At 48.6% G+C, this 20,275-nt stretch carries 19 protein-coding genes; 5 read left to right on the top strand and 14 right to left on the bottom strand.

The window, feature by feature from the left end; translation table 11 throughout:
* Positions 1–44: 44 nt before the first annotated feature.
* The 3 genes from V5P19_RS15220 to V5P19_RS15210 form a co-directional block, all read right to left on the bottom strand.
* Complete coding sequence (locus V5P19_RS15220) at positions 45–1,493, bottom strand: alpha/beta hydrolase (protein ID WP_334404690.1); 1,449 nt, start codon at positions 1,491–1,493, stop codon at positions 45–47.
* Positions 1,494–1,616: 123 nt separating this feature from the next.
* On the bottom strand, positions 1,617–1,910 hold the full coding sequence (locus tag V5P19_RS15215) for a hypothetical protein (RefSeq protein WP_334404688.1): 294 nt from the start codon (positions 1,908–1,910) through the stop codon (positions 1,617–1,619).
* A gap of 12 nt (positions 1,911–1,922) precedes the next feature.
* Entirely contained in the window at positions 1,923–2,348 is a 426-nt protein-coding gene (locus V5P19_RS15210; RefSeq protein ID WP_334404686.1) for a hypothetical protein, read from the bottom strand.
* 80 nt (positions 2,349–2,428) lie between these two features.
* On the opposite strand from V5P19_RS15210, the gene V5P19_RS15205 reads away from it, so the two are divergent.
* Positions 2,429–2,974 carry a YfaZ family outer membrane protein gene (locus tag V5P19_RS15205; protein ID WP_334404684.1) on the top strand — a complete coding sequence of 182 codons (546 nt, stop codon included), beginning with the start codon at positions 2,429–2,431 and terminating at the stop codon, positions 2,972–2,974.
* A gap of 99 nt (positions 2,975–3,073) precedes the next feature.
* Here V5P19_RS15205 and pagP read toward each other — a convergent pair whose 3' ends face one another.
* The 9 genes from pagP to ygjG form a co-directional block, all read right to left on the bottom strand.
* On the bottom strand, positions 3,074–3,715 hold the full coding sequence (pagP, locus tag V5P19_RS15200) for a lipid IV(A) palmitoyltransferase PagP (protein WP_334404681.1): 642 nt from the start codon (positions 3,713–3,715) through the stop codon (positions 3,074–3,076).
* A 229-nt stretch (positions 3,716–3,944) separates the two neighbouring features.
* Positions 3,945–4,313, bottom strand: a complete 369-nt coding sequence (locus V5P19_RS15195) for a PLDc N-terminal domain-containing protein (protein ID WP_334404680.1) — start codon at positions 4,311–4,313, stop codon at positions 3,945–3,947.
* Positions 4,314–4,457: 144 nt separating this feature from the next.
* Positions 4,458–4,928, bottom strand: a complete 471-nt coding sequence (locus tag V5P19_RS15190) for a glycine zipper 2TM domain-containing protein (protein WP_334404678.1) — start codon at positions 4,926–4,928, stop codon at positions 4,458–4,460.
* Positions 4,929–4,940: 12 nt separating this feature from the next.
* Complete coding sequence (locus tag V5P19_RS15185) at positions 4,941–6,200, bottom strand: arginine deiminase (protein WP_334404676.1); 1,260 nt, start codon at positions 6,198–6,200, stop codon at positions 4,941–4,943.
* Positions 6,201–6,221: 21 nt separating this feature from the next.
* Positions 6,222–7,661, bottom strand: a complete 1,440-nt coding sequence (locus V5P19_RS15180) for a basic amino acid/polyamine antiporter (RefSeq protein ID WP_334404674.1) — start codon at positions 7,659–7,661, stop codon at positions 6,222–6,224.
* A 122-nt stretch (positions 7,662–7,783) separates the two neighbouring features.
* Positions 7,784–8,461 (bottom strand): winged helix-turn-helix domain-containing protein, encoded by a 678-nt coding sequence (locus V5P19_RS15175; RefSeq protein ID WP_334404672.1) that lies wholly within the window; start codon positions 8,459–8,461, stop codon positions 7,784–7,786.
* Positions 8,462–9,087: 626 nt separating this feature from the next.
* The gene (locus V5P19_RS15170) at positions 9,088–9,588 is read right to left on the bottom strand and encodes a hypothetical protein (protein ID WP_334404670.1); all 501 of its coding nucleotides are present in this window, start codon (positions 9,586–9,588) and stop codon (positions 9,088–9,090) included.
* A gap of 90 nt (positions 9,589–9,678) precedes the next feature.
* Positions 9,679–10,275, bottom strand: coding sequence for a winged helix-turn-helix domain-containing protein (locus V5P19_RS15165; RefSeq protein ID WP_334404668.1), 597 nt, complete (start codon positions 10,273–10,275; stop codon positions 9,679–9,681).
* 259 nt (positions 10,276–10,534) lie between these two features.
* The gene (gene ygjG / locus V5P19_RS15160; protein ID WP_334404666.1) at positions 10,535–11,911 is read right to left on the bottom strand and encodes a putrescine aminotransferase; all 1,377 of its coding nucleotides are present in this window, start codon (positions 11,909–11,911) and stop codon (positions 10,535–10,537) included.
* Between the two features lie 435 nt (positions 11,912–12,346).
* On the opposite strand from ygjG, the gene V5P19_RS15155 reads away from it, so the two are divergent.
* Positions 12,347–13,867: a methyl-accepting chemotaxis protein gene (locus tag V5P19_RS15155; protein WP_334404664.1), complete on the top strand. Its 1,521-nt coding sequence runs from the start codon at positions 12,347–12,349 to the stop codon at positions 13,865–13,867.
* 337 nt (positions 13,868–14,204) lie between these two features.
* Positions 14,205–15,764: a methyl-accepting chemotaxis protein gene (locus V5P19_RS15150; RefSeq protein WP_334404662.1), complete on the top strand. Its 1,560-nt coding sequence runs from the start codon at positions 14,205–14,207 to the stop codon at positions 15,762–15,764.
* Here V5P19_RS15150 and V5P19_RS15145 read toward each other — a convergent pair.
* Complete coding sequence (locus V5P19_RS15145; protein ID WP_334404660.1) at positions 15,761–16,255, bottom strand: PadR family transcriptional regulator; 495 nt, start codon at positions 16,253–16,255, stop codon at positions 15,761–15,763. The genes V5P19_RS15150 and V5P19_RS15145 overlap by 4 nt on opposite strands.
* A 147-nt stretch (positions 16,256–16,402) precedes the next feature.
* Between V5P19_RS15145 and V5P19_RS15140 the strand changes: the two genes are divergently transcribed.
* Positions 16,403–17,167, top strand: coding sequence for a siderophore-interacting protein (locus V5P19_RS15140; protein ID WP_334404658.1), 765 nt, complete (start codon positions 16,403–16,405; stop codon positions 17,165–17,167).
* Here the strand turns inward: V5P19_RS15140 and V5P19_RS15135 are convergent, their stop codons facing one another.
* Positions 17,168–18,337: a DNA repair protein gene (locus V5P19_RS15135; protein ID WP_334404656.1), complete on the bottom strand. Its 1,170-nt coding sequence runs from the start codon at positions 18,335–18,337 to the stop codon at positions 17,168–17,170. It lies immediately after the preceding gene.
* A 285-nt stretch (positions 18,338–18,622) separates the two neighbouring features.
* On the opposite strand from V5P19_RS15135, the gene V5P19_RS15130 reads away from it, so the two are divergent.
* On the top strand, positions 18,623–20,275 hold the full coding sequence (locus V5P19_RS15130; protein ID WP_334405038.1) for a ShlB/FhaC/HecB family hemolysin secretion/activation protein: 1,653 nt from the start codon (positions 18,623–18,625) through the stop codon (positions 20,273–20,275).

Below are 20,275 nucleotides of genomic sequence, written 5' to 3'. Positions count from 1 at the left end.
GCGTTCCGGGCCTACATAAACACAACGTAGGCCCTGTCTGGTTTTTATTTTATTACGCCCGCGATCCTTTCCATCAAATAGGGAAAGAATGGGTTTGACGTGATACGCATTAAAGAGTCCATATCGGCGAGCAACACAGCACGCTCGCCTCTGACACGTAAAACACCCAGGCTCAAGCCATAGCGATTCGGTTCATACGGTTCACTGCCATATAAGGAATCATGTACAGGAAAAGGGAGAGCAACATGTGATAAAGAAAAAACATCTCGCGGATACAGCAGGTTAAGTGGCTTAACGTCTGCTTTTGTTGTATGCGCTAAGTGTGTCGAAGCCACCATCTTCATACTCTCTGAAGAGGCGTTTTTGACAATAGTCGTTGTAAAGCTACGCTCTGGCGTTGCCAGCAAATGCGATAGCGCACGATCGGAAGAGTGACGAAAGAGTGCACGAAAATTGACCGCGCGATTAATATCAAATAAAACCAGTTCGCTACCGTTATCCGGTAGGTTTTGATGAAGAACATCCAATACCGCTCTGGTGCTGACCGTGGAATCCAGAACGGATTGAAACGTTAGTACGTGAGGAAGTTCTTTCCAGCGCGAACTTGAATTGCGCCGGTTAAGCTCGCGTTTTAATGACTCGGTAAGTAGATAAGCCTGTCGTGCGCCATTCACGGGAAAAGAATTATATTTAAAAGGATTAAATTCGGGTACCAGACCTAACCATGCCGCACGAGAAAAGGCCGGGAGAAAGGCTGTCCATTCTGCCATTCCCGAAAAGCGAGCAAAGCGACTTACCCCTATCATGGGGGAAATAAGGATTATTTGTTGTGGCTTCCTCAAACTACTATCGTAAAGGGCGTCGATGGCATATTTCATGGCCAGAGCCCCACCATTGGAAAAGCCAACAATATGCAGAGGCGTATCGGCATTTGTCATTTTCGTCGCCTCGCGCACGGCAAGACGTGTTGCTGCCAGCCAGTCCTGCCATTTAACATCCGTTAAAGCACCTGGTACGGTGCCATGGGCAGGTAAACGGATCCCGATTGCGACAAATCCTGCTTGTTGATATAGCCGGGCAATATGCTGCAAGCTGTATGGGGAGTCCGTTAGCCCGTGCAATAACACGACAGCACCTCTCGGTTCCGTCTTTGTCCGCATGATGTAGGATCGATTCCAGTCCGTGGGAAGGTTATCTGGATACACTGGGCTTAACGAGTTATAACGATTTAAAGTCGTTGTATCATGATCGGTTTGCTTCATGACGACATGCTTATGGACCTCCATGAAGAGGGTGTTTTCGGCATTGATATAGTCATCCCAGTCGGCTCGATCGATATCTTTTTCACGTAATTCATTCGGGACATAAGTATGCCATGGCTGGAGTTCACCGCTACGCTGTACCCAATAAAACAGGCCTATCATTATGCAAATCATGACGCCAACCAAAATAAATATAAAACGCTTTATTAAAATTAAAGTTTTCTTGCGCATGATTTCTCTAAACTATGGATAGGATGCAATATGGTTATACCTAAACCAGAAGTCTGTCGTCATTTTTTAAGAGACGGTTTGGTTAGCTTTGGGTATATGTTACAGCTTTTATCGTCGCATCATTTATGCTTTTATCCATTGTATGATAAGTAATGAGTTAATGGCGAAATTGATATGGGCGACTATTGATAACATAATAAGAAGCGCAGCTAAAAACAACACTTTTAAATTGAGTGCGCGCCTTTTTTTTAAGTTTTCATCTAGCCATAACATATTTCTTATTTTATTTTTTTGGTATAAATACATTACGCCCATAGATAAATATAAAACAGGTATGATAATGCTTGCGGAATTTATCTGCAACAAAAGTAATTCACTGCCAATTAATGCAAAAAGCCATGAGATAAATAGTAGCATGATTTCCGCTCCTCAGATTTTTTTGTTGCTAATATAAAACCAAATCATAAACAGGACATCTAAAAACAACCAAAGCCCACCCAGCATCAAAACGTGCGTGACGGCCCCAGGCCAGAATAAGACCCCAGTTGGTGAAACTGAAAATAAATCTTGTCCCCACAGTGTGCGTGCCACAACCATGAATAGTGGCAGTAATAACAGGTTGAACAGAAAAAGATATCGAATAAAGCTTGGCTTTTTATTGCGTTGGATATTCTCTGCCGGAAACATGCTTCCCTCTATGATTTCATTGAAATTAAGGACGCATTCTATTCTGGGAAGATAGATGGATTCTAAACGTACTTCATTTTTATAGAGTTTACCCAAGACTAAAAGGTTATTGATGAAGGACAACTCAGCAGATTGGTATCTCTTCTTTGTTTGAACTTCATATAACATCTTCACCTAAAGTAAGTCACCAGCAAGCCCCTGAGAAAGGCTCTGGCTTCCATTTTTTAATGTAGATTAGGTGATAACTGATGTTTAAAAAAACACTAACGGTAGTGGCAATTCTTTCAACTCTCTCTGTCAGCGCTAATGCTGCTGAAATTGGGGCCCAGTTAGGTACACAGCATACGGAGTTAAATGCACTGATAGCTCCAGAGCAGACCGGCATTTTTTATACTGCGAACTGGGCGAATAACTATAATGATGGCCGTAATTCAGGAGGTGTTGGCCTGGGCTATCAGGTGTCTTTGGGTAAAGCCGATCTTTACGCTGGCGCCAAAGCCATCTATCTGGCTCCTAAAAAAGGTGATAACGGGTTTGCGGCACCTATTGGTGGCGGTTTACGTCTGCATTTTAGTGATGAGCTTTATGCATACGGTGAAGGTTACACGGCGCCGCGCGGCCTGAACAATGCCGTAGAAAATTATGTTGAGGTTGATGCAGGGTTAGCCTGGCAGGTGCAAGATTCGGTAAAACTCAAAGCGGGTTACCGTCATATTAGCGTCCATGGTAAATCCAGCACACCGAATCACACTTTGCTTGATGGTGCCTACCTGGGGGCCTCACTTAAATTCTAAAATAGACTCACCGCGAGCGATAGGCTCGCGGTGAGTCATTGCATTTATCCACCTTCAGAAACGTTAATCCATCTTCAATTAGCACCTGTCAATACGCATTTACAGGTTATAGCGTAACCATCCGAAAAGTACATTTCCATTATTATAAGTGCCTGGGATATAGGTGAATTGAAGATTCACTTTTTTATAACTTACCGAGAAAAGCGGGAATACAATAGGCAAAGGGATATAGTTACCCATATCTTTACGCGCCGTTATCCCGGCAGTAACCCCTAACCCAAACTTGAACTCTTTTTGTTGGTCTGGATACCATCCCTTCTCCCATGCATAACCTGTCACCGGTTGCCATTCATTATGAGAGTCTTTAAACACCATCCCATAGATTGCACTCCAGTTGCCCTCGCTATGGTGACGAGAAATACCAACCCCAGCGCCCCAGGGCATTTCGTTATAGCGGTCTGTTTTTTCTTTATCGTACATGAAACGGTTATGCCAGCTAATAAAAGGAAGATAGATATCGTGACTGTCATAATCTGTCCACGTTAGCGTGATGTCGGAAACGATTCTGCTACTCCAGCCCGCTGTATCATCATTTGAATGAGTCTGGCTATACGCTCGCGAGGCAAAAAAAATCAGCCCACACCATAGCAAAATTGAGCAAGTTATCAAAAATAAATGATAAATCCCACCAATAAAATAGATGTTTCCCTTACAAGGTTTACAGGGTGAGGCGCTTTTCATCGCGAACGCTCCAGTTGATATGGTTAAGTAAAAAACTAACTGTTAAAATGATGGTTAAGCTGAGCTATTTAACAAACCTTCGTAATATTTGTTAACTGCTTTAGAGAGGGTTAATTACCTAAAAAGAACTGACTAAGGCAGGTTTTTACTCCCCCTTAGTCAGTTCAGTTCAGTTCAGTTCAGTTCAGTTCAGTTCAGTTCAGTTCAGTTCAGTTCAGTTCAGTTCAATTTAATTAATCGCTTTTTCCTTAAGGATTTCGAATTCCTCTTGATTAATAACTCCTTGCTTCAGCAGTTTTTTTGCATCCAATATTTGCTCCGCTGGTGATTTACACAGACTTGAAGCATTGGTGTCAAGTCGGTAAATACGTTGTCTTTTTGCCATTCCCTTTCCTCTTAGAATGAGATAAAAAATTGAGGTAATTAGAGGAATGAAAAGCAAAAGTATTATCCATAATGACTTAAAGAAGCCATTCAATGTATTATCACGGAATAAATCAGTAACTATCTGGAAAATAACAAATAAATACGCAACGAAAAAGAATAATGAAAAAGCAGTTGCTGCCATATTCCAAAATTGTAATAAATAAGTGGTCATGATGCGCCCTTTAAAAATTATAAATGGTCATGAGGTAAAAAAGATTGGTAAGGTTTTGATAAAAACATAAAAAACCTGCCGCAAAATATATTGATGCTGAGTTAAAGTATATTAATCCTGTTGTGGCAGGTCTGATAAAGTGATTTAGCGAGCTGGAGAAATAGTTACCTGACCGCGATGGGAGGTAATATTAACACGTTGCCCTACGACCAATTCTCCTTCACGGGCTGGCTGTACTGTGACGAATTCTGGGCCATTATCAGGACGAATAAAGAGTTCCACAGCATTATTCCGCGCCATTCCACGTTGTATTGACTGTCCTGCCATCGCACCCGCAACGGTACCACCTGCTGTCGCTAACAGACGGCCGCTTCCGCCGCCAATAGCATTACCGGCAGCACCGCCAATCAAAGCCCCTCCGACCGTACCGGCAGCTCTGTTTCCAGTGTCGCCTTGGATGGTAATATTTCTGACTCCTGTTATTGTGCCATGTGAAAGCGCCATAACCTGACCGGAAAGCGCAGCACTCGCATGATTGGCAGAACCTACGGGCTTTTCTGCACAGCCAACCAATGTCAACAATCCGGCGAAAATAAAAACACAGCGTTTAAACATCTTTCTTCCTTATTAATAATCAACAGCATCACGGATTAATGGACAAGTCATACAGTGGCCACCGCCGCGTCCACGGCCTAATTCACTTCCAACGATTTCGATGACCTCAACGCCTTCTTTACGCAATCGATCGTTTGTTTTCGTATTTCGGTCATAGGCGATAACGACTCCTGGAGACATGGCGACCACATTATTGCCGCTATCCCATTGCTGACGTTCGGTGTCGTAAACATTACCTTCAGTTTCAACAACCCTAAGTTTTCCTAAATTAAGTGCTCCGGCAACTACGTCAGTTAACGATTCTGAATAATGCTCCAGACGCATCCCGCCAGGGGAATCGTCTTTTATCAGTGAAAAGACTTCGATTTGATCAACAATGGCTGGATAGAGCGTCACTAAATCCCGGTCACAAAATGTGAATACCGTATCCAGATGCATCGCCGCTCTGAGTTTCGGCATCGCTGCAATGATTACGCGCTCGACATCGCTAAGCGGGTTTGAAAACAGGGCTGATGCGAGCTGTGCAATCGCCTGATAGGACGTTCTTTCGCTCATGCCAATTAAAACGGCCTTATTGCCAATAGGCATAACATCACCGCCCTCAAGGGTGGCTGAACCATGATAACGTGTCGGATCCCCCCACCATGTATTAATCGTCTGACGGGTGAAATCAGGATGGAACTTATAAATAGCGGTAGTCAGTAGCGTTTCTTCACGACGTGCCTGCCAGTAAAGTGGATTAAGCGTAACCCCGTTGTAAATCCAACTAGTTGTATCTCGCGTATAAAGCGTATTTGGTAACGGCGGAAGCAAATATTCACGAAGCCCTGTCGCTCTTCCGACGAGTTCAAGCTCTTCTTTATCTCCCCTCCGTCTATTCAGCAAATCATTTGTTGAAAGTCCACCAATCATAAACTCTGCCAGATGATGTGCTGACAGCGAATCCAGGAACGAACGGGTTTCATTAAGTAAACCTAATGGGATTTCATCGGCAGTGATCTGCTGTTCTGTAAGCCAGTTTCGTGCCTGGCGATTAGCCAACGTTTCTGCGAGCAGATCATGCATTTCTACAACGTCAACACCACATCCGCGCATTTTATTAATAAAGTCGAGGTGATCGTGCCGGGCACGCTCTACCCACATGACATCATCAAATAAAAGTCTGTCGCAGTTGCCTGGTGTAAGACGGCTATGTGCTAACCCTGGGGCGCACACCATCACTTTGCGTAATTGGCCGACCTCAGAGTGAACACCGAATGGTACGTCTTGCATATAGACTCCTTAAGGGATTAATTAAATGGTAATACTTCCAGTTACAATTCCATAAATACATGCCACAGCTGCCATTGAGATGACAGTAAATAATGTCTTCTCAGTTCGAGTGAATATTTTTTTGTCTTGCTCACGCTTGGCTATGTAATAAAGAAGCGTGCCGGGAGCATAAATGATGGCGGAGAGCAGAACATAAGTTAATCCGCCGGCATAAATCATCAAGGATGCATAGAGGGTGGCAATTAACGAGACCACTAGATCTTTATAATATCCTTTAGAAGAATGTTCATATGTTTCACGTGTAATCACCAGTTTCAGGCTATAAGCTGCAACCAGGAGGTAGGGGATAAGCGTCATTGCGCTGGTAAGTTCAAGCGCTAACTGGAATGCATAATCGCTGAAAAAGGTGATGATTAAAAAAAGTTGTATGGCAATATTGGTCAACCATACGGCTGAAGAAGGTACAAGCCAACGGTTTTCACGGGCAAACACCGCGGGCATACTCTTTTTTAATGCTGCGGAATAGATTACTTCTGCGGCGAGTAATGACCAGGAAAGATATGCTCCGAGTACAGAGATAATTAACCCCACGCTGATGAAAATCACACCCCAGCGACCAACCAGGCTTTCGAGGACGCCGGCCATAGAGGGTTGCCGTAAAGCCCCCAGTTCGGCTTGAGGCATAACGCCATAAGAAAGCATGGTGACTAACATCAATAAGCACAGAACCCCGATGAACCCGAATACGGTGGCCAGGCCGACGTCTTTTCTGTTAGTCGCATAACGTGAGTAAATACTTGCGCCTTCGATCCCAAGGAATACAAATACAGTCACCAGCATGGTGCTTCTGACCTGGGAAAAGACCGATCTGAGGAGAGGGGGCTCTCCGGCGGCTCCGCCCCAGAAATTAAGCAGAAACATATCTTTTTTGAACGCCATTATCAGGATGGCGATAAACACAAAAATAGGGATAATTTTGGCACACGTCGCCAGGGTATTGATGAAAGCGGCTTCTTTAATACCCCGTAAAACAAGGATGTGGAATGACCATAAAACAATCGATGATACGGCGATCGCGAGCCAGGTGTTACCTTCTCCAAATGAAGGGAAAAAGGCGCCCAATGTGGATTTAATTAAAATAAAATAGGATACGTTACCGATACATGTACCAGCCCAAAAGCCCAGGGCAGAAATGAAGCCGGGATATTCGCCAAAACCGGCCTTAGCATAGCTGAAAACGCCAGCATTGAGTTCAGGTTTCCTTTCCGCAAGGTTCTGAAATACGAATGCCAGCATCAGCATACCGCCGCCAGCTATCACCCAGGCAATCATTGCGCCAAGCCCACCGGTTGCGCGTCCGAATGTCGCAGGTAATGAAAATATACCCGCCCCGATCATTGCTCCGACAACAAGGGTCGTTAAAGACCAAAGTGATAGCGTATTGTTCGCAGTTTTGCTCATAAAGTTATCTTAATAATGAAAGCTGTAATTGATGAAATGAAAGTTTAGAGTCTTTGAATATACCGTTCCTAAATGAAGCTAACGTTTATGCCATAAAAGGCAGTACAGTGTCTGACACCTATTCAGATTGCGCCATTTAGATCGTAGTAATAACCTTCTTCTCGCTGATGCCGGATTTGTCCGCTGTTATAGGGGGCAAGCTTCTTTCTTAAGCGACCAATAAGAACCTCGACAGTATTGTTTTCTTTCCCAATCCAGTCGTGATACAGATGTTTCATTATTTTACGTTTGCTCAAGGCTTGACCTTTGTTCTTCATCAATAGTTTCATAATCTCGAATTCAAAACCAGTCAGCCTAATTTTTTCTTTATTAATGAAAAGTATTTTACTGTTCAAGTCGAGTTCTAAATTACCAGCAGAAATACGTTGGGAAGGGGTAAGGTAATTTCTGCGTACCAAAACCCAAATTCTAATGATAATTTCTTCAATATGACATGTTCTTACTACATAATCATCCGCACCGCTTTCAAGAGCTTTCACTTTATGTTCAATATCGTTACTGCTGTTAAGGATCATAATTCGGATATTACGCCCTTCGCGTCGCCACTTACGAATCGCCTGTAACTCGGTCGTTGAAAGAGACTCGCATGACATAATTAGCAGTTCAGCTTTATTTGAAAACATAAATAGTTCCACTTCCTGAATGCTTGAAGATACATCAGTTAATATCCCTGCTTCCTCAATTTGTGTTTTCAAAAAATGCTGATGTACAATGTTAGGATCTAATATTAGAACACGCATATCTTCCTCTTACCTCATATGCAATATGATAACCTTGTTACATAATTACCGAGTAAAGACGCTTATAGGCCTTTGATAGATCTGATGAGCTTATTATGAATTCAAAAAACTCTTTATCTATAAAAATTATTAACACCGCCTCTGCAAACAGAGCGACACATAATGCGTACAATAGATAAATGACCATGTTTTACCCCTCGCTTTTGATGCGTCATTTATTGCGGCTACTGATGTTTTATAAAATAGAGTTCTATGCTTTTCAGGTATAAACAGCATCATCTAACGTTGGCTAAATAGTACGTTCTAAAAAAATCGAGGCAATTCTTTTAAGAGGTGACCAATAAATACAAAATAATAAATGCCAAAATAAAAGAAGTTCAGGGGATGTGGTGTGAAAGGCAGGTGCAGTAGAATAAAATCACATTTAGTCAGATTTAATAAGGTTTTTATTCTTTTATTTTATGAGGGGAGGCTTGTGCATAGATGAATATATGGTTTGTTTATTTGCTCTATAGTTTATCTTTTGTTAAAGAATAAACATGGAATGTGCTATTGTTTTAACAATTAACACATCGATAATGCATTTGTAATATTATTATAACGAGCTATGTGCTTACGCAGCTGACTCATTTGCGGCAAATAAATATAGAACGCTGTAAATCGCTTATTCGCCAGGTTTCGGTGTCAAGCTTATCTATCTTGTAATGCAAAACAGGTTGGCTTGAGGTGAGTTTTTCAGTCAATTCAGAAGGCGCATTATGCTGAAGATTGGAAACAAATTTACCTCTTGTAACTTTATGGAAGCCGTTTTGAACATCTTTGTCCATCATCATATTTCCTGTGCGATCGACAAGGTACTCTTTACCATGATAATTCAAGGTGCCGTACTCACTCACCGTTACGAGACCTTCATTCGTAATATGAAAAACTATTTTGATATTGCCGTTGATGCCATCCAGGGCATTTTTCTCATCTGCACGGTTGATATGCACGGTTGACATACAGTTCATAGGTAAGTAGCTATAAATGCCAACAAGCTTGTGTATGGCCACTACAAGCAATGGGAGTAGCAGCAGACTAAGGGCAATATTAATTATTGTTAATATTGACGTAGTTTTCGCATTCATGACCTTTTCCTGTATTTAGTTTGCCGCATACGGCAATGTGAGTGGAGTACACCTTGCTTTTTAAAGGGGCCCTGTTGTCATCAAAATATATCATGTTGTTTTTTTTGTGCACTGTAAGGCGATTTTCTGACCTAGTGTTGTGTTAAAAAATGAGTCGATATTTTCTTGTTTTATTACATTTATATCACTAAAGACCTCGCATAATCCCACGGATTTATATTTATGCATATTGCTATTATTAGCGTGGTTTAAATAAAATGTACCGAGTGTAGCCAGGATCAGGAATGTTAAAGTTATTGTGCTGATGTAAAAATTCTTGTTCGAGGAGTATATTTTCTTTAGTTTTTCACGAGGGTGGCTACTGATGGGATTAACAGGAGTGCATTTACAGTGAAGCACAAAACCTTGCTTCGGTATTGTTTCAATTTTGTCCTCAAGTGCAAATTCAAGAAATGCTTTCCGCAACAGCGATATGTTTCGGTTCAAATTATTATCTGATGCAACCAGTCCATGTTCTTCCCAAACTTTTTCAAGTAGTTCAGTACGACTGATTTGCCGGTTATTTGCATCAATGAGTGCATTTAATAATCGTGAAGTGGCTAGCGATAGCTCAACTGTTTGTTTATTATTGGTTAAAGTGCGTAAATCATTATTATAATGCACTATACCGTCAAGTAGGTACTCCATCGCCTAAAAATCCTCATAGATGAATATAAGTATTATAATTTGAGTGCTAATCTTATGCAACATTATGATTTTGTCTGGATAGATTGATTTTGACGGATGTAAACGCTGATGTTATACAGCAGATGTTTAATTTTACAATGTAGCCTGGAGGATACATTTTTGCCCGCATTATTACGCGTTGACAGGAATATAGATAGCGGGAAAAGCAGACTGTCGATTCAGGTAAAATATTTCCCCTCGGAAGAGGGGAAATAATTCATTACGCATCTACACTTATTCGCAGCGCTGCCAGTGCTTTACGCGCCGCTTTCAGCACCTGCTCGCACTGTTCGATGGTCAGCGTCAGCGGCGGTTCAACACGGATGGTTTTCGAGTTGTTGAGCGTTCCGGCCACCAGCACACGCTGGCGGAACATCTCGCTCGCGAAGCTATAGCCGGTTTCGTTATCAACAAATTCAATCGCCATCAGCATCCCTTTCCCACGTGCGTCCTGCACCAGGTCCGGATATTCACGTCCCAGCTGGCGGAAGCCGTCCAGCAGCATGTCGCCTTTCTGCTCCGCCTGCGCCGGCAGGTTTTGCTCCAGCAACACGTTGATGGTCGCCAGCGCGGCCGCGCAGGCCAGCGGGTTGCCGCCGAAGGTGGTGGTGTGCAGGAACGGATTGTCGAACAGCACCGAGAACACCTCTTCGGTTGCGACCGTCGCGCCAATCGGCATCACGCCGCCGCCAAGTGCTTTCGCCAGACACAGAATGTCCGGCTGAACGTTCTCGTGCTCGCAGGCAAACATTTTGCCGGTACGGCCCATGCCGGTCTGCACTTCGTCGAAGATCAGCAGTGCGCCAAACTCATCGCACAGCTGACGCACGGCGGGCAGATAGCCCTGCGGGGGTAGGATTACGCCGCCTTCACCCTGAATCGGCTCCAGGATCACCGCTGCCACGTCGTCGCCGGTTTTACGGCATTCGCTCAGCACGGTGCGCATCGCGTTAATGTCGCCAAACGGCACGTGGCGGAAGCCCGGCAGGAGCGGCATAAAGGGTTTGCGGAAGGTGGATTTGGCGGTCGCCGACAGTGCGCCCAGCGATTTACCGTGGAACGCGCCGCTGGTAGCGACAAAGGTGAATTTGCCGCGCGGCGACTGGTACGCTTTGGCGAGCTTAAGTGCTGCTTCGACCGATTCCGTACCGCTGTTGCTAAAGAAGCTGTATTTCAGTTTGCCGGGCGTTAAGGCCGCCAGCGTTTTCGCGAGCATCGCGCGAAGCGGGTCGAGCAGTTCCTGGCTATGAAGAGGTTGTTTCGCAAGTTGATTCTGTACGGCGGAAACCACAACTGGATTACGGTGCCCCACGTTGAAAATGCCAAAACCACCCAGGCAATCTATAAACTCCTGTCCCTGGGTGTCGACAAGCGTATTCAGACTTCCCGCTTGCCACTCTACGGCTCCGTAATCCCCGCCGGCGGTAACAGATTTGCGATACTCCAAAAATCCAGGGTTCACATGCTCTTTAAAGTAATCGATGACCTCTCGGTTAAGTTGTTTCATCTCCTCATGATCAAGCGTTCGCTTCTCAATGAGATTCAGTGCGTGCGCGGTACAGGCAAGAGCCGAGGCGCTGGAAGGTAACCTGTTCAAAATATGCTCCCGGGGATCGCGTATCACATGATACTGATTTAAGTATTGCAGGGATTACGCCACTTCAGCGGACTTAACGAAAATCGGGATAAACGCCAGGTTAACATTATGTTGAACAATATTTAATCATGCCGATAGAAACCAAACGGGAGGAAGCGGCAGGAAAGTGAGCACCGATATTGCGACGGGTTGCGTCTGTTGCACCGTCGTGGTGCGAGACGTGCTGCTTAAGCGAGCGTTAACAGATCACACTTTGTGAGTAATTTCTTACTGAAAGTATTTTAAATCAATCAATTAAAAAAGCGCACAAAAGGTGCGGTTTAAGTGAAATTTGCGATCTCAATCATATTTAACAACTAAAGATAAATTCGTTATCGCCGAAAAAACAATAAACCACAAAATTAACATTCGAATAACCTGCAAGGAATGCCCACCATGTCCTCTCCTTCTTATGTCACCCAGAATGAATATCCTCTGGATGATGACACCACTCTCATGTCGACGACCGACCTTCATAGCTACATGACCCACACTAACGACACCTTTGTGCAGGTGAGCGGCTACTCGCTCAAGGAGCTGCTTGGGCAGCCGCATAATTTGGTGCGTCATCCTGATATGCCAAAAGCCGCCTTTGCTGATATGTGGTACACCCTGCAAAAGGGCGAGCCGTGGAGCGGCATTGTCAAAAACCGCCGGAAAAATGGCGATCACTACTGGGTGCGCGCCAACGCCGTGCCGATGGTACGCAACGGGCAGGTGACGGGCTATATGTCGATTCGCGCCAAGGCGACGGCAGACGAGATAGCTACCGTGGAGCCGCTCTATAAGGCCCTCAACGAGGGGCGGTGTAAAAAGCGCATCCGTAAAGGGCTTGTGGTACGTAGGGGCTGGCTCGGGAACGTGCCGTCGCTACCGCTGCGCTGGCGGGTGCGTGGCGTAATGGCGGTGCTGTTTGCGGTGATGGTGGCAACGCTTGCGGCAACCTCGGCTGCTTGGGCATCCTTCGCGGCGACTGCCGCGGTGATGCTGTTGGGGACGCTGCTGTTTGAGCAGCAGATTGTGCGTCCGGTAGAGAATGTGGCGCGTCAGGCGCTAAAGGTCGCCACCGGCGAGCGCAACAGCGTGCAGCATCTGAACCGCAGCGACGAGCTGGGGCTGACCCTGCGCGCAGTCGGGCAATTAGGCTTGATGTGCCGCTGGTTAATCAATGACGTCTCGAGCCAGGTGGTGAGCGTGCGCGACGGCAGCGACCGGCTGGCGCAGGGTAATGAAGATCTTAACGACCGCACCCGGCAGACCGTGGCTAACGTGCAGCAGACCGTGGCGACGATGAACCAGATGGCTGCCTCGGTGCAAAGCAATTCAGAAACTGCCGCCGAAGTGGATAAGCTCTCTGTGGCTGCCAGCAGCGCGGCGACCAAGGGCGGTAATGCGATGCAAACGGTGGTGAAAACCATGGATGATATCGCGGACAGCACCCAGCGCATCGGCTCTATTACCACGCTTATCAACGATATCGCGTTTCAGACCAATATTCTGGCGCTGAATGCGGCGGTTGAGGCGGCAAGGGCCGGCGAGCAGGGTAAAGGCTTTGCGGTGGTGGCAGGTGAAGTACGCCATCTCGCCAGCCGCAGCGCGAACGCGGCTAACGATATCCGTAAGCTGATTGATGCCAGTGCCAGCAAGGTGCAATCCGGTTCCGATCAGGTACATGCGGCGGGCCGTACCATGGACGACATCGTTGAACAGGTGCAGAACGTGACGCAGCTTATTGCGCAAATCAGCCACGCGACGTCCGAGCAGGCCACCGGGCTGTCGGAGCTCACGCGCGCCGTGGCCGAACTGGACGGCATCACGCAGAAAAATGCTGACCTCGTAGAAGAAAGCGCGCAGATCTCGGCGATGGTGAAGCACCGCGCCGGGCGTCTTGAGGATGCGGTTACCGTGCTGCATTGAGCCGGTCATGCTTCTGCAAAGCCGCTTGTGCCGCCGGGCATAGGCGGCTTTATTCTTTTGTGAATGTAATCATTTTTATGTTTTGTTGTTAATTCACCATTAAATAACTAAAGAAAGTGCCTCAGTTATTTATCTCTGCCTAAGTCTGTTTTTCCCGATGCTATTTCATAAACGCTTCGTATAAGGGTTGCCTAACGATCGATGTGCCGAAATTAATAGCCTGCACCTATCTATATTAGGGGTTATGAAATAAAAAAACGATCAAAGTCATAAAGTTAGCGTGATGGTTACCGATAACAGCGATCGTCTGAGAAATAATCACATCGATGGAGTATATATGTTCTTACATGACGTAAAGATCGGCACGAAATTATTTCTGGCGTTTGGATTCCTTATTGCCCTGATGGTGGTGAGCGCGAGCTTGTCCCTGCTAAGTCTGAATCGGGCAAATAACGGAATGCAATCGATCGTTATTGACGATTATCCAACGACGGTAAAAGCGAATCAGTTAATCGAAAACTTCCAGGAATTTATCAGCACTCAGCAGCTTATGCTGCTGGATGAACAGGGAGCGTATACGACGCAATCACAGCAACATCTGAAGGCGATCAGCGAACGCATCACGGTGATCCTCGGTGAGTTGAACAACGCCCTGCAGGATGAGAAATCGCAGAAGGCGCTGGCGGATATACGCGGCGTGCGCCAGCAGTATCTGGACTCCCGTTACCGCATTTTACAGGCGGTGCAGAATAAGGATCGTGAGGGCGCTATCCGGGAGATGATGACCACTACCCTCAGCCTGCAGCAGGCCTATAAGGCCAGGGTTCAGGCACTGATTGCGATTCAAAACAGCGAGATGCAGGGTGCGGGCGCGCAGGTGGACAGCGACTTCAAAACCAATCGTCTGCTGCTTATCCTCATCACCCTCTTCAGCGTAGCGGTGGGCAGCCTGATTGGCTGGTTTATCGTGCGCTCGATTACCCGTCCACTGGGTGAAGCCGTGAGCTTTGCATCGGCCATTGCCGAAGGCGATCTGACCGGCAGCATCACGCCGCACGGGAAAGACGAAACGGGACTGCTGCTGCATGCGCTGATGGAGATGAAAACGCGGCTGCTGGAGATTGTTCAGCAGGTGCAAACTGGCTCGGAAAACATCTCCAGCGCCGCGGCGCAAATTGTGGCGGGTAACCAGGATCTTGCAGCACGGACAGAAGAGCAGGCCAGCTCCGTAGAGCAGACGGCGGCGTCGATGGAACAAATCACGGCGACGGTCAAAAACACGGCATCGCACACCGGTGAAGCCACCACGCTGTCTGCGGATGCGGCCGCGGTGGTGAAGAACAACGGCGAGATGATGAAGCAGGTGACCAGCAAAATGCGCCTGATTAACGAAACCTCGAATCGGATGTCCGATATTATCGACCTGATCGACGCTATTGCCTTCCAGACCAACATTCTGGCGCTGAACGCGGCGGTGGAGGCGGCACGCGCGGGCGAGCATGGCCGTGGTTTTGCGGTTGTTGCGGGTGAGGTGCGCCAGCTGGCGCAGAAGAGTGCGTCCTCGGCCAGCGAAATCCGGCAGCTGATTGAAAGCTCCTCCAGCCAGACCCAGGACGGCATGAACCTGGTGGAAAAAGCCAGCGGACTGATTAACGGAATGGTGGGCAACGTGGAGGAGATGGACGCTATCCTGCGCGAAATCCGCCAGGCCAGTCACGAGCAGACGGAAGGCATTTCGCAAATTAACAGCGCGATTGGCCTGATTGATGCCACCACGCAGCAGAACTCGGCGCTGGTGGAAGAGTCCGTGGCGGCAGCCGCGTCCCTGAACGAACAGGCGATGCACCTGAAAGCGCTGGTCCGCGTCTTCCGCGTGGGCGATAGCGCGATCGCTTAATCCAGCTGGGAGATCTCCAGCGCCGCGCGGTCGATAACCCCGACGATCTGCTTAAGCTGCGCGTCGCTGAGCTCTCCCTGATTCACCTTCAGATCTAACACCGCTTTAAAGTTCTCCAGCGCCCGCTTCATCTGCGGGTTTTTGCGCAGCTGGAACCCGACGGAGCGCGCTTTGATACGTGCCCGTATGTGCTCAAGCTGCTCCTGGTTTTCATCCAGCCACTGCTGGCCTGCAGCGGTAATCGTAATTCGCTTACGCCCGCTCTCTTCTTCCGTAATAGTGATAAGTGTCTGCTCCTGAAGATAATCCAGGGTCGGATAGATCACCCCAGGACTGGGAGTGTAATTCCCCTGCGTCAGGTTCTCGATCTCTTTGATCAGCTCATAGCCGTGGCTCGCGCTGCGGGTCAGGATATCCAGAATCACCAGCCGCAGATCGCCGTGCCCGAAAAAGCGCGGTCGCCGACCGCCGCCATCGTGTTCGTGTCGCATAGCATCCCCTTCAATTTGATATATCTAAACTATATCTAAGATATATTCAGATGCAATCTAAAAGAACTTGCATTTTCTCTTATTAGTAATCATTATCATTTAAAAATCGATTTAGATATATCGTATTCATCAGAGAAGGGTCTAAAAATGACATCTATCCGTTACCCACAGCGTGTTCGTAATGACCTGCGTTTTCGCGAGCTGACGGTGTTCCGCGTTGAGCGCGCCAGCGCGGGTTTTCAGCGCATTGTTTTAGGCGGCGAGGCGCTGGAGGGCTTTAGCTCCCGAGGTTTTGACGACCACACCAAAGTCTTTTTCCCGGCGCCCGGGGCAACGTTTGTGCCGCCGGTGGTTACCGATGAAGGCATCGACTGGGGCGACGGCGTACGTCCGCAGACGCGCGACTATACGCCGCTGTACGATGAGTCCAGCCATGAACTGGTGCTCGATTTCTTCATTCATGACGGCGGCATTGCCAGCCGCTGGGCGGTCGAGGCAAAAGCTGGCGACAAGCTGACCATCGGCGGGCCGCGCGGTTCGCTGGTGGTGCCGGAAGATTACGCCTGGCAGCTGTACGTTTGCGATGAGTCAGGCATGCCCGCGCTGCGCCGCCGCCTGGAAGGTATCGCCAAACTTTCCGCGCGCCCGGACATTCATGCGGTGGTGACGGTGGGTGACGCAGCTTATCAGGACTATCTGGCACACCTGAGCGAGTTCAACATCACCTGGGTTGTCGGACACAACGCGCAGGCGGTGGCTGACCATCTGGCTGCGCTGACCGTACCGGAGAAGGATTACTTCATCTGGCTGACCGGGGAAGGGAAGGTGGTGAAAAGCCTGAGCCGTCAGTTTGAAACCGACGCGATTGATCCACAACTGGTGCGTGCCAGTGCATACTGGCACGCCAAATAGTCAGGCGGCGGAATCCAGCTGCGCTTCGTTCACCTGATGTTCGAGCGAGGCGCGGACCTCGTGCAGCGCTTTCTCCTGCTGAGCGAAGTACGCTTCCATATTGCTCAGCGACGAGACCAGAAGCCAGGACTCCTCTTTCTCGAGTTCCGCCAGCTCGTTCACTAAAATGTCGATTTGCTCGCGCACCTGCGCCACTTTTTTGCGAATACGCTCCAGATCGTTCAGCCTGTCGCTTGCCATCAGCGGTTCAAAGCCCTGCTGTAGACGCGCCACCAGCGAGCGGATCGCTTTCACGTCGCCGCGCTGTTTAGCCTGATTAAGCTGCACCATCATGGTGTTGGCTTCTTCTTTAAGATCGTCCGCGACCAGGTCTGGATGGCACAGCTTGCTTGCCTGACGCCAGAGTCGCTTCAGCTCGTTTTGATCTTCTTCGGAAAGATCTTTGCCTTTACGAAGACGCACTTCGGCATCGTGATGTTGCTCACGATACTTCTCGTACTCGTCGTTGGCCTGGTCGCGCGCCTGTCGCGCGGGCTCTTCTTCGCGCGTTAAGCCGCTTTCCAGCTCCTGAGCTTCGGCCAGCAGATTGGCAATCAGATTGCTTTGCTGCTGCAGTTGCTTACGCGCCTCGGCAGCCTGCACGGAATCCGCAGGCAGGTCGCGCCAGCGCTGGGTAAGGGTGGCAAGCACTTCAACCGCCTGCGCCATATAACGCTGGCAGCGGCGGTAATCTTCTTCCCGGCGACGCGCTTCCGCCTGCTGACGGCGCAGGTTCAGCTCTGCCAGCGTTTTACGCAGGGCGAGGATCTGCTGCATTAGCGGCCCGAGGCGGGAGAAATAGAGATCGTTGAATTCATCAAGCTGCTGCACGCGGGCATTACGACGATCGATGAGATCGCGAAGGCGCTCTTCCAGCGCCTTCAGCTCCAGCTTGCTGGCGGCCACCTGCGGATCGCGCCACTGCGTTATCGCGCGCTGGCTTTGCAGCCAGGCGGTGATGGCCCTGATTGCAGCGGTGTAATTCTTCTTCTCAAGCGCCACGACGATTGCCTGTAGCTCATCGTCAAACGCTTCATTTTTCAGGCGTGTCAACTGGCTCTGGATGATGTCGTCATCTTCCAGTTCGATGGCATTTTTAATGATTTCTAGCCGTTTTATCGGTGTGCTCATGATGCCTTTCGCTTGGGCGCTTAAGTATTTGAGTTAAGGTTAATTGTTGTTAACGCTACAGGAAATAATACACACGGATGATGATCGGCGCGATGGGGGATTTCTTTAATATTGCCCATTATTTACCCCTGCAAAAATCTGAAAATGTGCCAGAAATATCCTTATTCTTTTTACTGATATTTACACTGTTTACTTTTTGACATAAGTTGCGCGTTTTTTAACAGTCAAGTTTGAAAGCGGACTTTGAGCGGAGAGTAAACAGTGTTAGGGAAAACATCAGCAATCATGCTGCTGGCAGCCATTATGTTACTGGCGCCCGGCATCACACTCGCCGCCCCGCTGTCACCGGCTGACCGCAACGCTATCCAGCAGCAACAGCAGCAGCTGTTGGATGAGAACCAGCGTCAGCGCGAATCGCTGGAGCGCAGCGTGGTATTACCGCATCCTGCCCGGCCAGGCGATACCTCCTCGCCGCAAGGCCCGTGTTTCTTCATCAGCCGCATTGAGCTGTCGGGAGCCACACTGCTTTCAACGTCGGCCAAGCATCGCTTAGTCGCGCCATGGGTGAATCAGTGCCTTGATATCGCCCGCCTCAACGCCCTGACAAACGCCGTTTCTGACTGGTACATCAGCCGGGGCTATATCACCAGCCGCGCCTTTTTGACCGAGCAGGATCTCTCGGGAGGGGGACTTCATCTCGCGGTTCTGGAAGGCAGGCTCCAGCAAATCCGCCTTGAGGGCGTTCCTGCGCGTACGCTGAAGATGACCTTCCCCGGCCTCGAAGGAAAAATTCTCAACCTGCGCGATTTCGAACAGGGCATGGAGCAACTCAATCGCGTGCGCCAGACCCCGGTAGAAATTGAAATTTTGCCCGGCGACAGGCAGGGCTACTCTGTCGTCAATCTGACGGCTTCGCCTGAATTCCCGCTCAGCGGAACAGTGAGTTTCGATAACAGCGGGCAAAAGAGCACCGGGACCGGGCAACTCAATGGCGCGCTGTACGGCAATAACCTGCTGGGGCTGGCGGATAAATGGTTTATCAGCGGCGGGCGCAGCAGCGATTTCTCGAATAGCAAGGATGCGCAGAATTTTGCCGCCGGGGTCAGCGTACCTTACGGCTACGGCTTGCTGGACTACAGCTACAGCTGGAGCAACTACCTCAGCACCATCGATAATAACGGTTACCTCTGGCGTTCGACGGGGGATACCGAGACGCACCGCCTGACAGGCTCCTGGGTGCTGTTCCGCAATGGCGATATCAAAACCGGCGTGTCGGCGGGCATCACGCACCGCATCAACCATAACTATCTCGACGATGTTCTGCTGGCCACCAGCAGCCGCAAACTCTCCAGTTTCTCACTGGGCCTTAACCACACGCAAAAAATCGCTTCCGGCGTGGCGACCCTGAACCCGACCTTCACTCAGGGGGTACCGTGGTTTGGCGCAGAAGATGATAACGACAAGCATGGCGATGTACCTAAAGCCGAATTTCGCAAATGGAGCGTGAACGGCAGTTTTCAGCGCCCTGTTGCCGACAAACTGTGGTGGCTGACCAGCGTCTACTTTCAGTGGTCGCCGGACAGGTTGTACGGCAGCGAGCGTCTGACGCTGGGCGGTGAAGCCTCCGTGCGCGGCTTTAAGGAGCAGTACATCTCCGGCGATAACGGCGGCTACTGGCGAAATGAGCTGAATTATTCGCTCTTTACGCTGCCCTGGTTGGGGGATGTCGGACTGCTGGCGGCCATCGATGGCGGCTGGCTGAAGAAGGACGGCGTTGACCGCTATACCTCTGGCACCCTTTGGGGAACCGCGCTGGGCATCACCACGGCTAACCGATGGTTAACAAGCCAGTTCAGCGTCGGAACGCCCGTGGATTATCCGGATTGGCTGGCACCGGATCACCTCACGATTAACTACCGCATTTCAGTGGCTTTCTAA

Source organism: Enterobacter sp. UNJFSC 003, from assembly GCF_036903355.1.
Taxonomy (GTDB): Bacteria; Pseudomonadota; Gammaproteobacteria; order Enterobacterales; family Enterobacteriaceae; genus Enterobacter.
Note: the sequence above shows the minus strand (reverse complement) of the source record. Positions and strands in the feature narration are given on the sequence as shown.

Coding starts and splice junctions, on each gene's coding strand:
- V5P19_RS15220 (WP_334404690.1), bottom strand. CDS start 1,493: ATGCGCAAGAAAACTTTAATTTTAATAAAGCGTTTTATATTTATTTTG.
- V5P19_RS15215 (WP_334404688.1), bottom strand. CDS start 1,910: ATGCTACTATTTATCTCATGGCTTTTTGCATTAATTGGCAGTGAATTA.
- V5P19_RS15210 (WP_334404686.1), bottom strand. CDS start 2,348: ATGTTATATGAAGTTCAAACAAAGAAGAGATACCAATCTGCTGAGTTG.
- V5P19_RS15205 (WP_334404684.1), top strand. CDS start 2,429: ATGTTTAAAAAAACACTAACGGTAGTGGCAATTCTTTCAACTCTCTCT.
- pagP (WP_334404681.1), bottom strand. CDS start 3,715: ATGAAAAGCGCCTCACCCTGTAAACCTTGTAAGGGAAACATCTATTTT.
- V5P19_RS15195 (WP_334404680.1), bottom strand. CDS start 4,313: ATGACCACTTATTTATTACAATTTTGGAATATGGCAGCAACTGCTTTT.
- V5P19_RS15190 (WP_334404678.1), bottom strand. CDS start 4,928: ATGTTTAAACGCTGTGTTTTTATTTTCGCCGGATTGTTGACATTGGTT.
- V5P19_RS15185 (WP_334404676.1), bottom strand. CDS start 6,200: ATGCAAGACGTACCATTCGGTGTTCACTCTGAGGTCGGCCAATTACGC.
- V5P19_RS15180 (WP_334404674.1), bottom strand. CDS start 7,661: ATGAGCAAAACTGCGAACAATACGCTATCACTTTGGTCTTTAACGACC.
- V5P19_RS15175 (WP_334404672.1), bottom strand. CDS start 8,461: ATGCGTGTTCTAATATTAGATCCTAACATTGTACATCAGCATTTTTTG.
- V5P19_RS15170 (WP_334404670.1), bottom strand. CDS start 9,588: ATGAATGCGAAAACTACGTCAATATTAACAATAATTAATATTGCCCTT.
- V5P19_RS15165 (WP_334404668.1), bottom strand. CDS start 10,275: ATGGAGTACCTACTTGACGGTATAGTGCATTATAATAATGATTTACGC.
- V5P19_RS15155 (WP_334404664.1), top strand. CDS start 12,347: ATGTCCTCTCCTTCTTATGTCACCCAGAATGAATATCCTCTGGATGAT.
- V5P19_RS15150 (WP_334404662.1), top strand. CDS start 14,205: ATGTTCTTACATGACGTAAAGATCGGCACGAAATTATTTCTGGCGTTT.
- V5P19_RS15145 (WP_334404660.1), bottom strand. CDS start 16,255: ATGCGACACGAACACGATGGCGGCGGTCGGCGACCGCGCTTTTTCGGG.
- V5P19_RS15140 (WP_334404658.1), top strand. CDS start 16,403: ATGACATCTATCCGTTACCCACAGCGTGTTCGTAATGACCTGCGTTTT.
- V5P19_RS15135 (WP_334404656.1), bottom strand. CDS start 18,337: ATGAGCACACCGATAAAACGGCTAGAAATCATTAAAAATGCCATCGAA.
- V5P19_RS15130 (WP_334405038.1), top strand. CDS start 18,623: ATGCTGCTGGCAGCCATTATGTTACTGGCGCCCGGCATCACACTCGCC.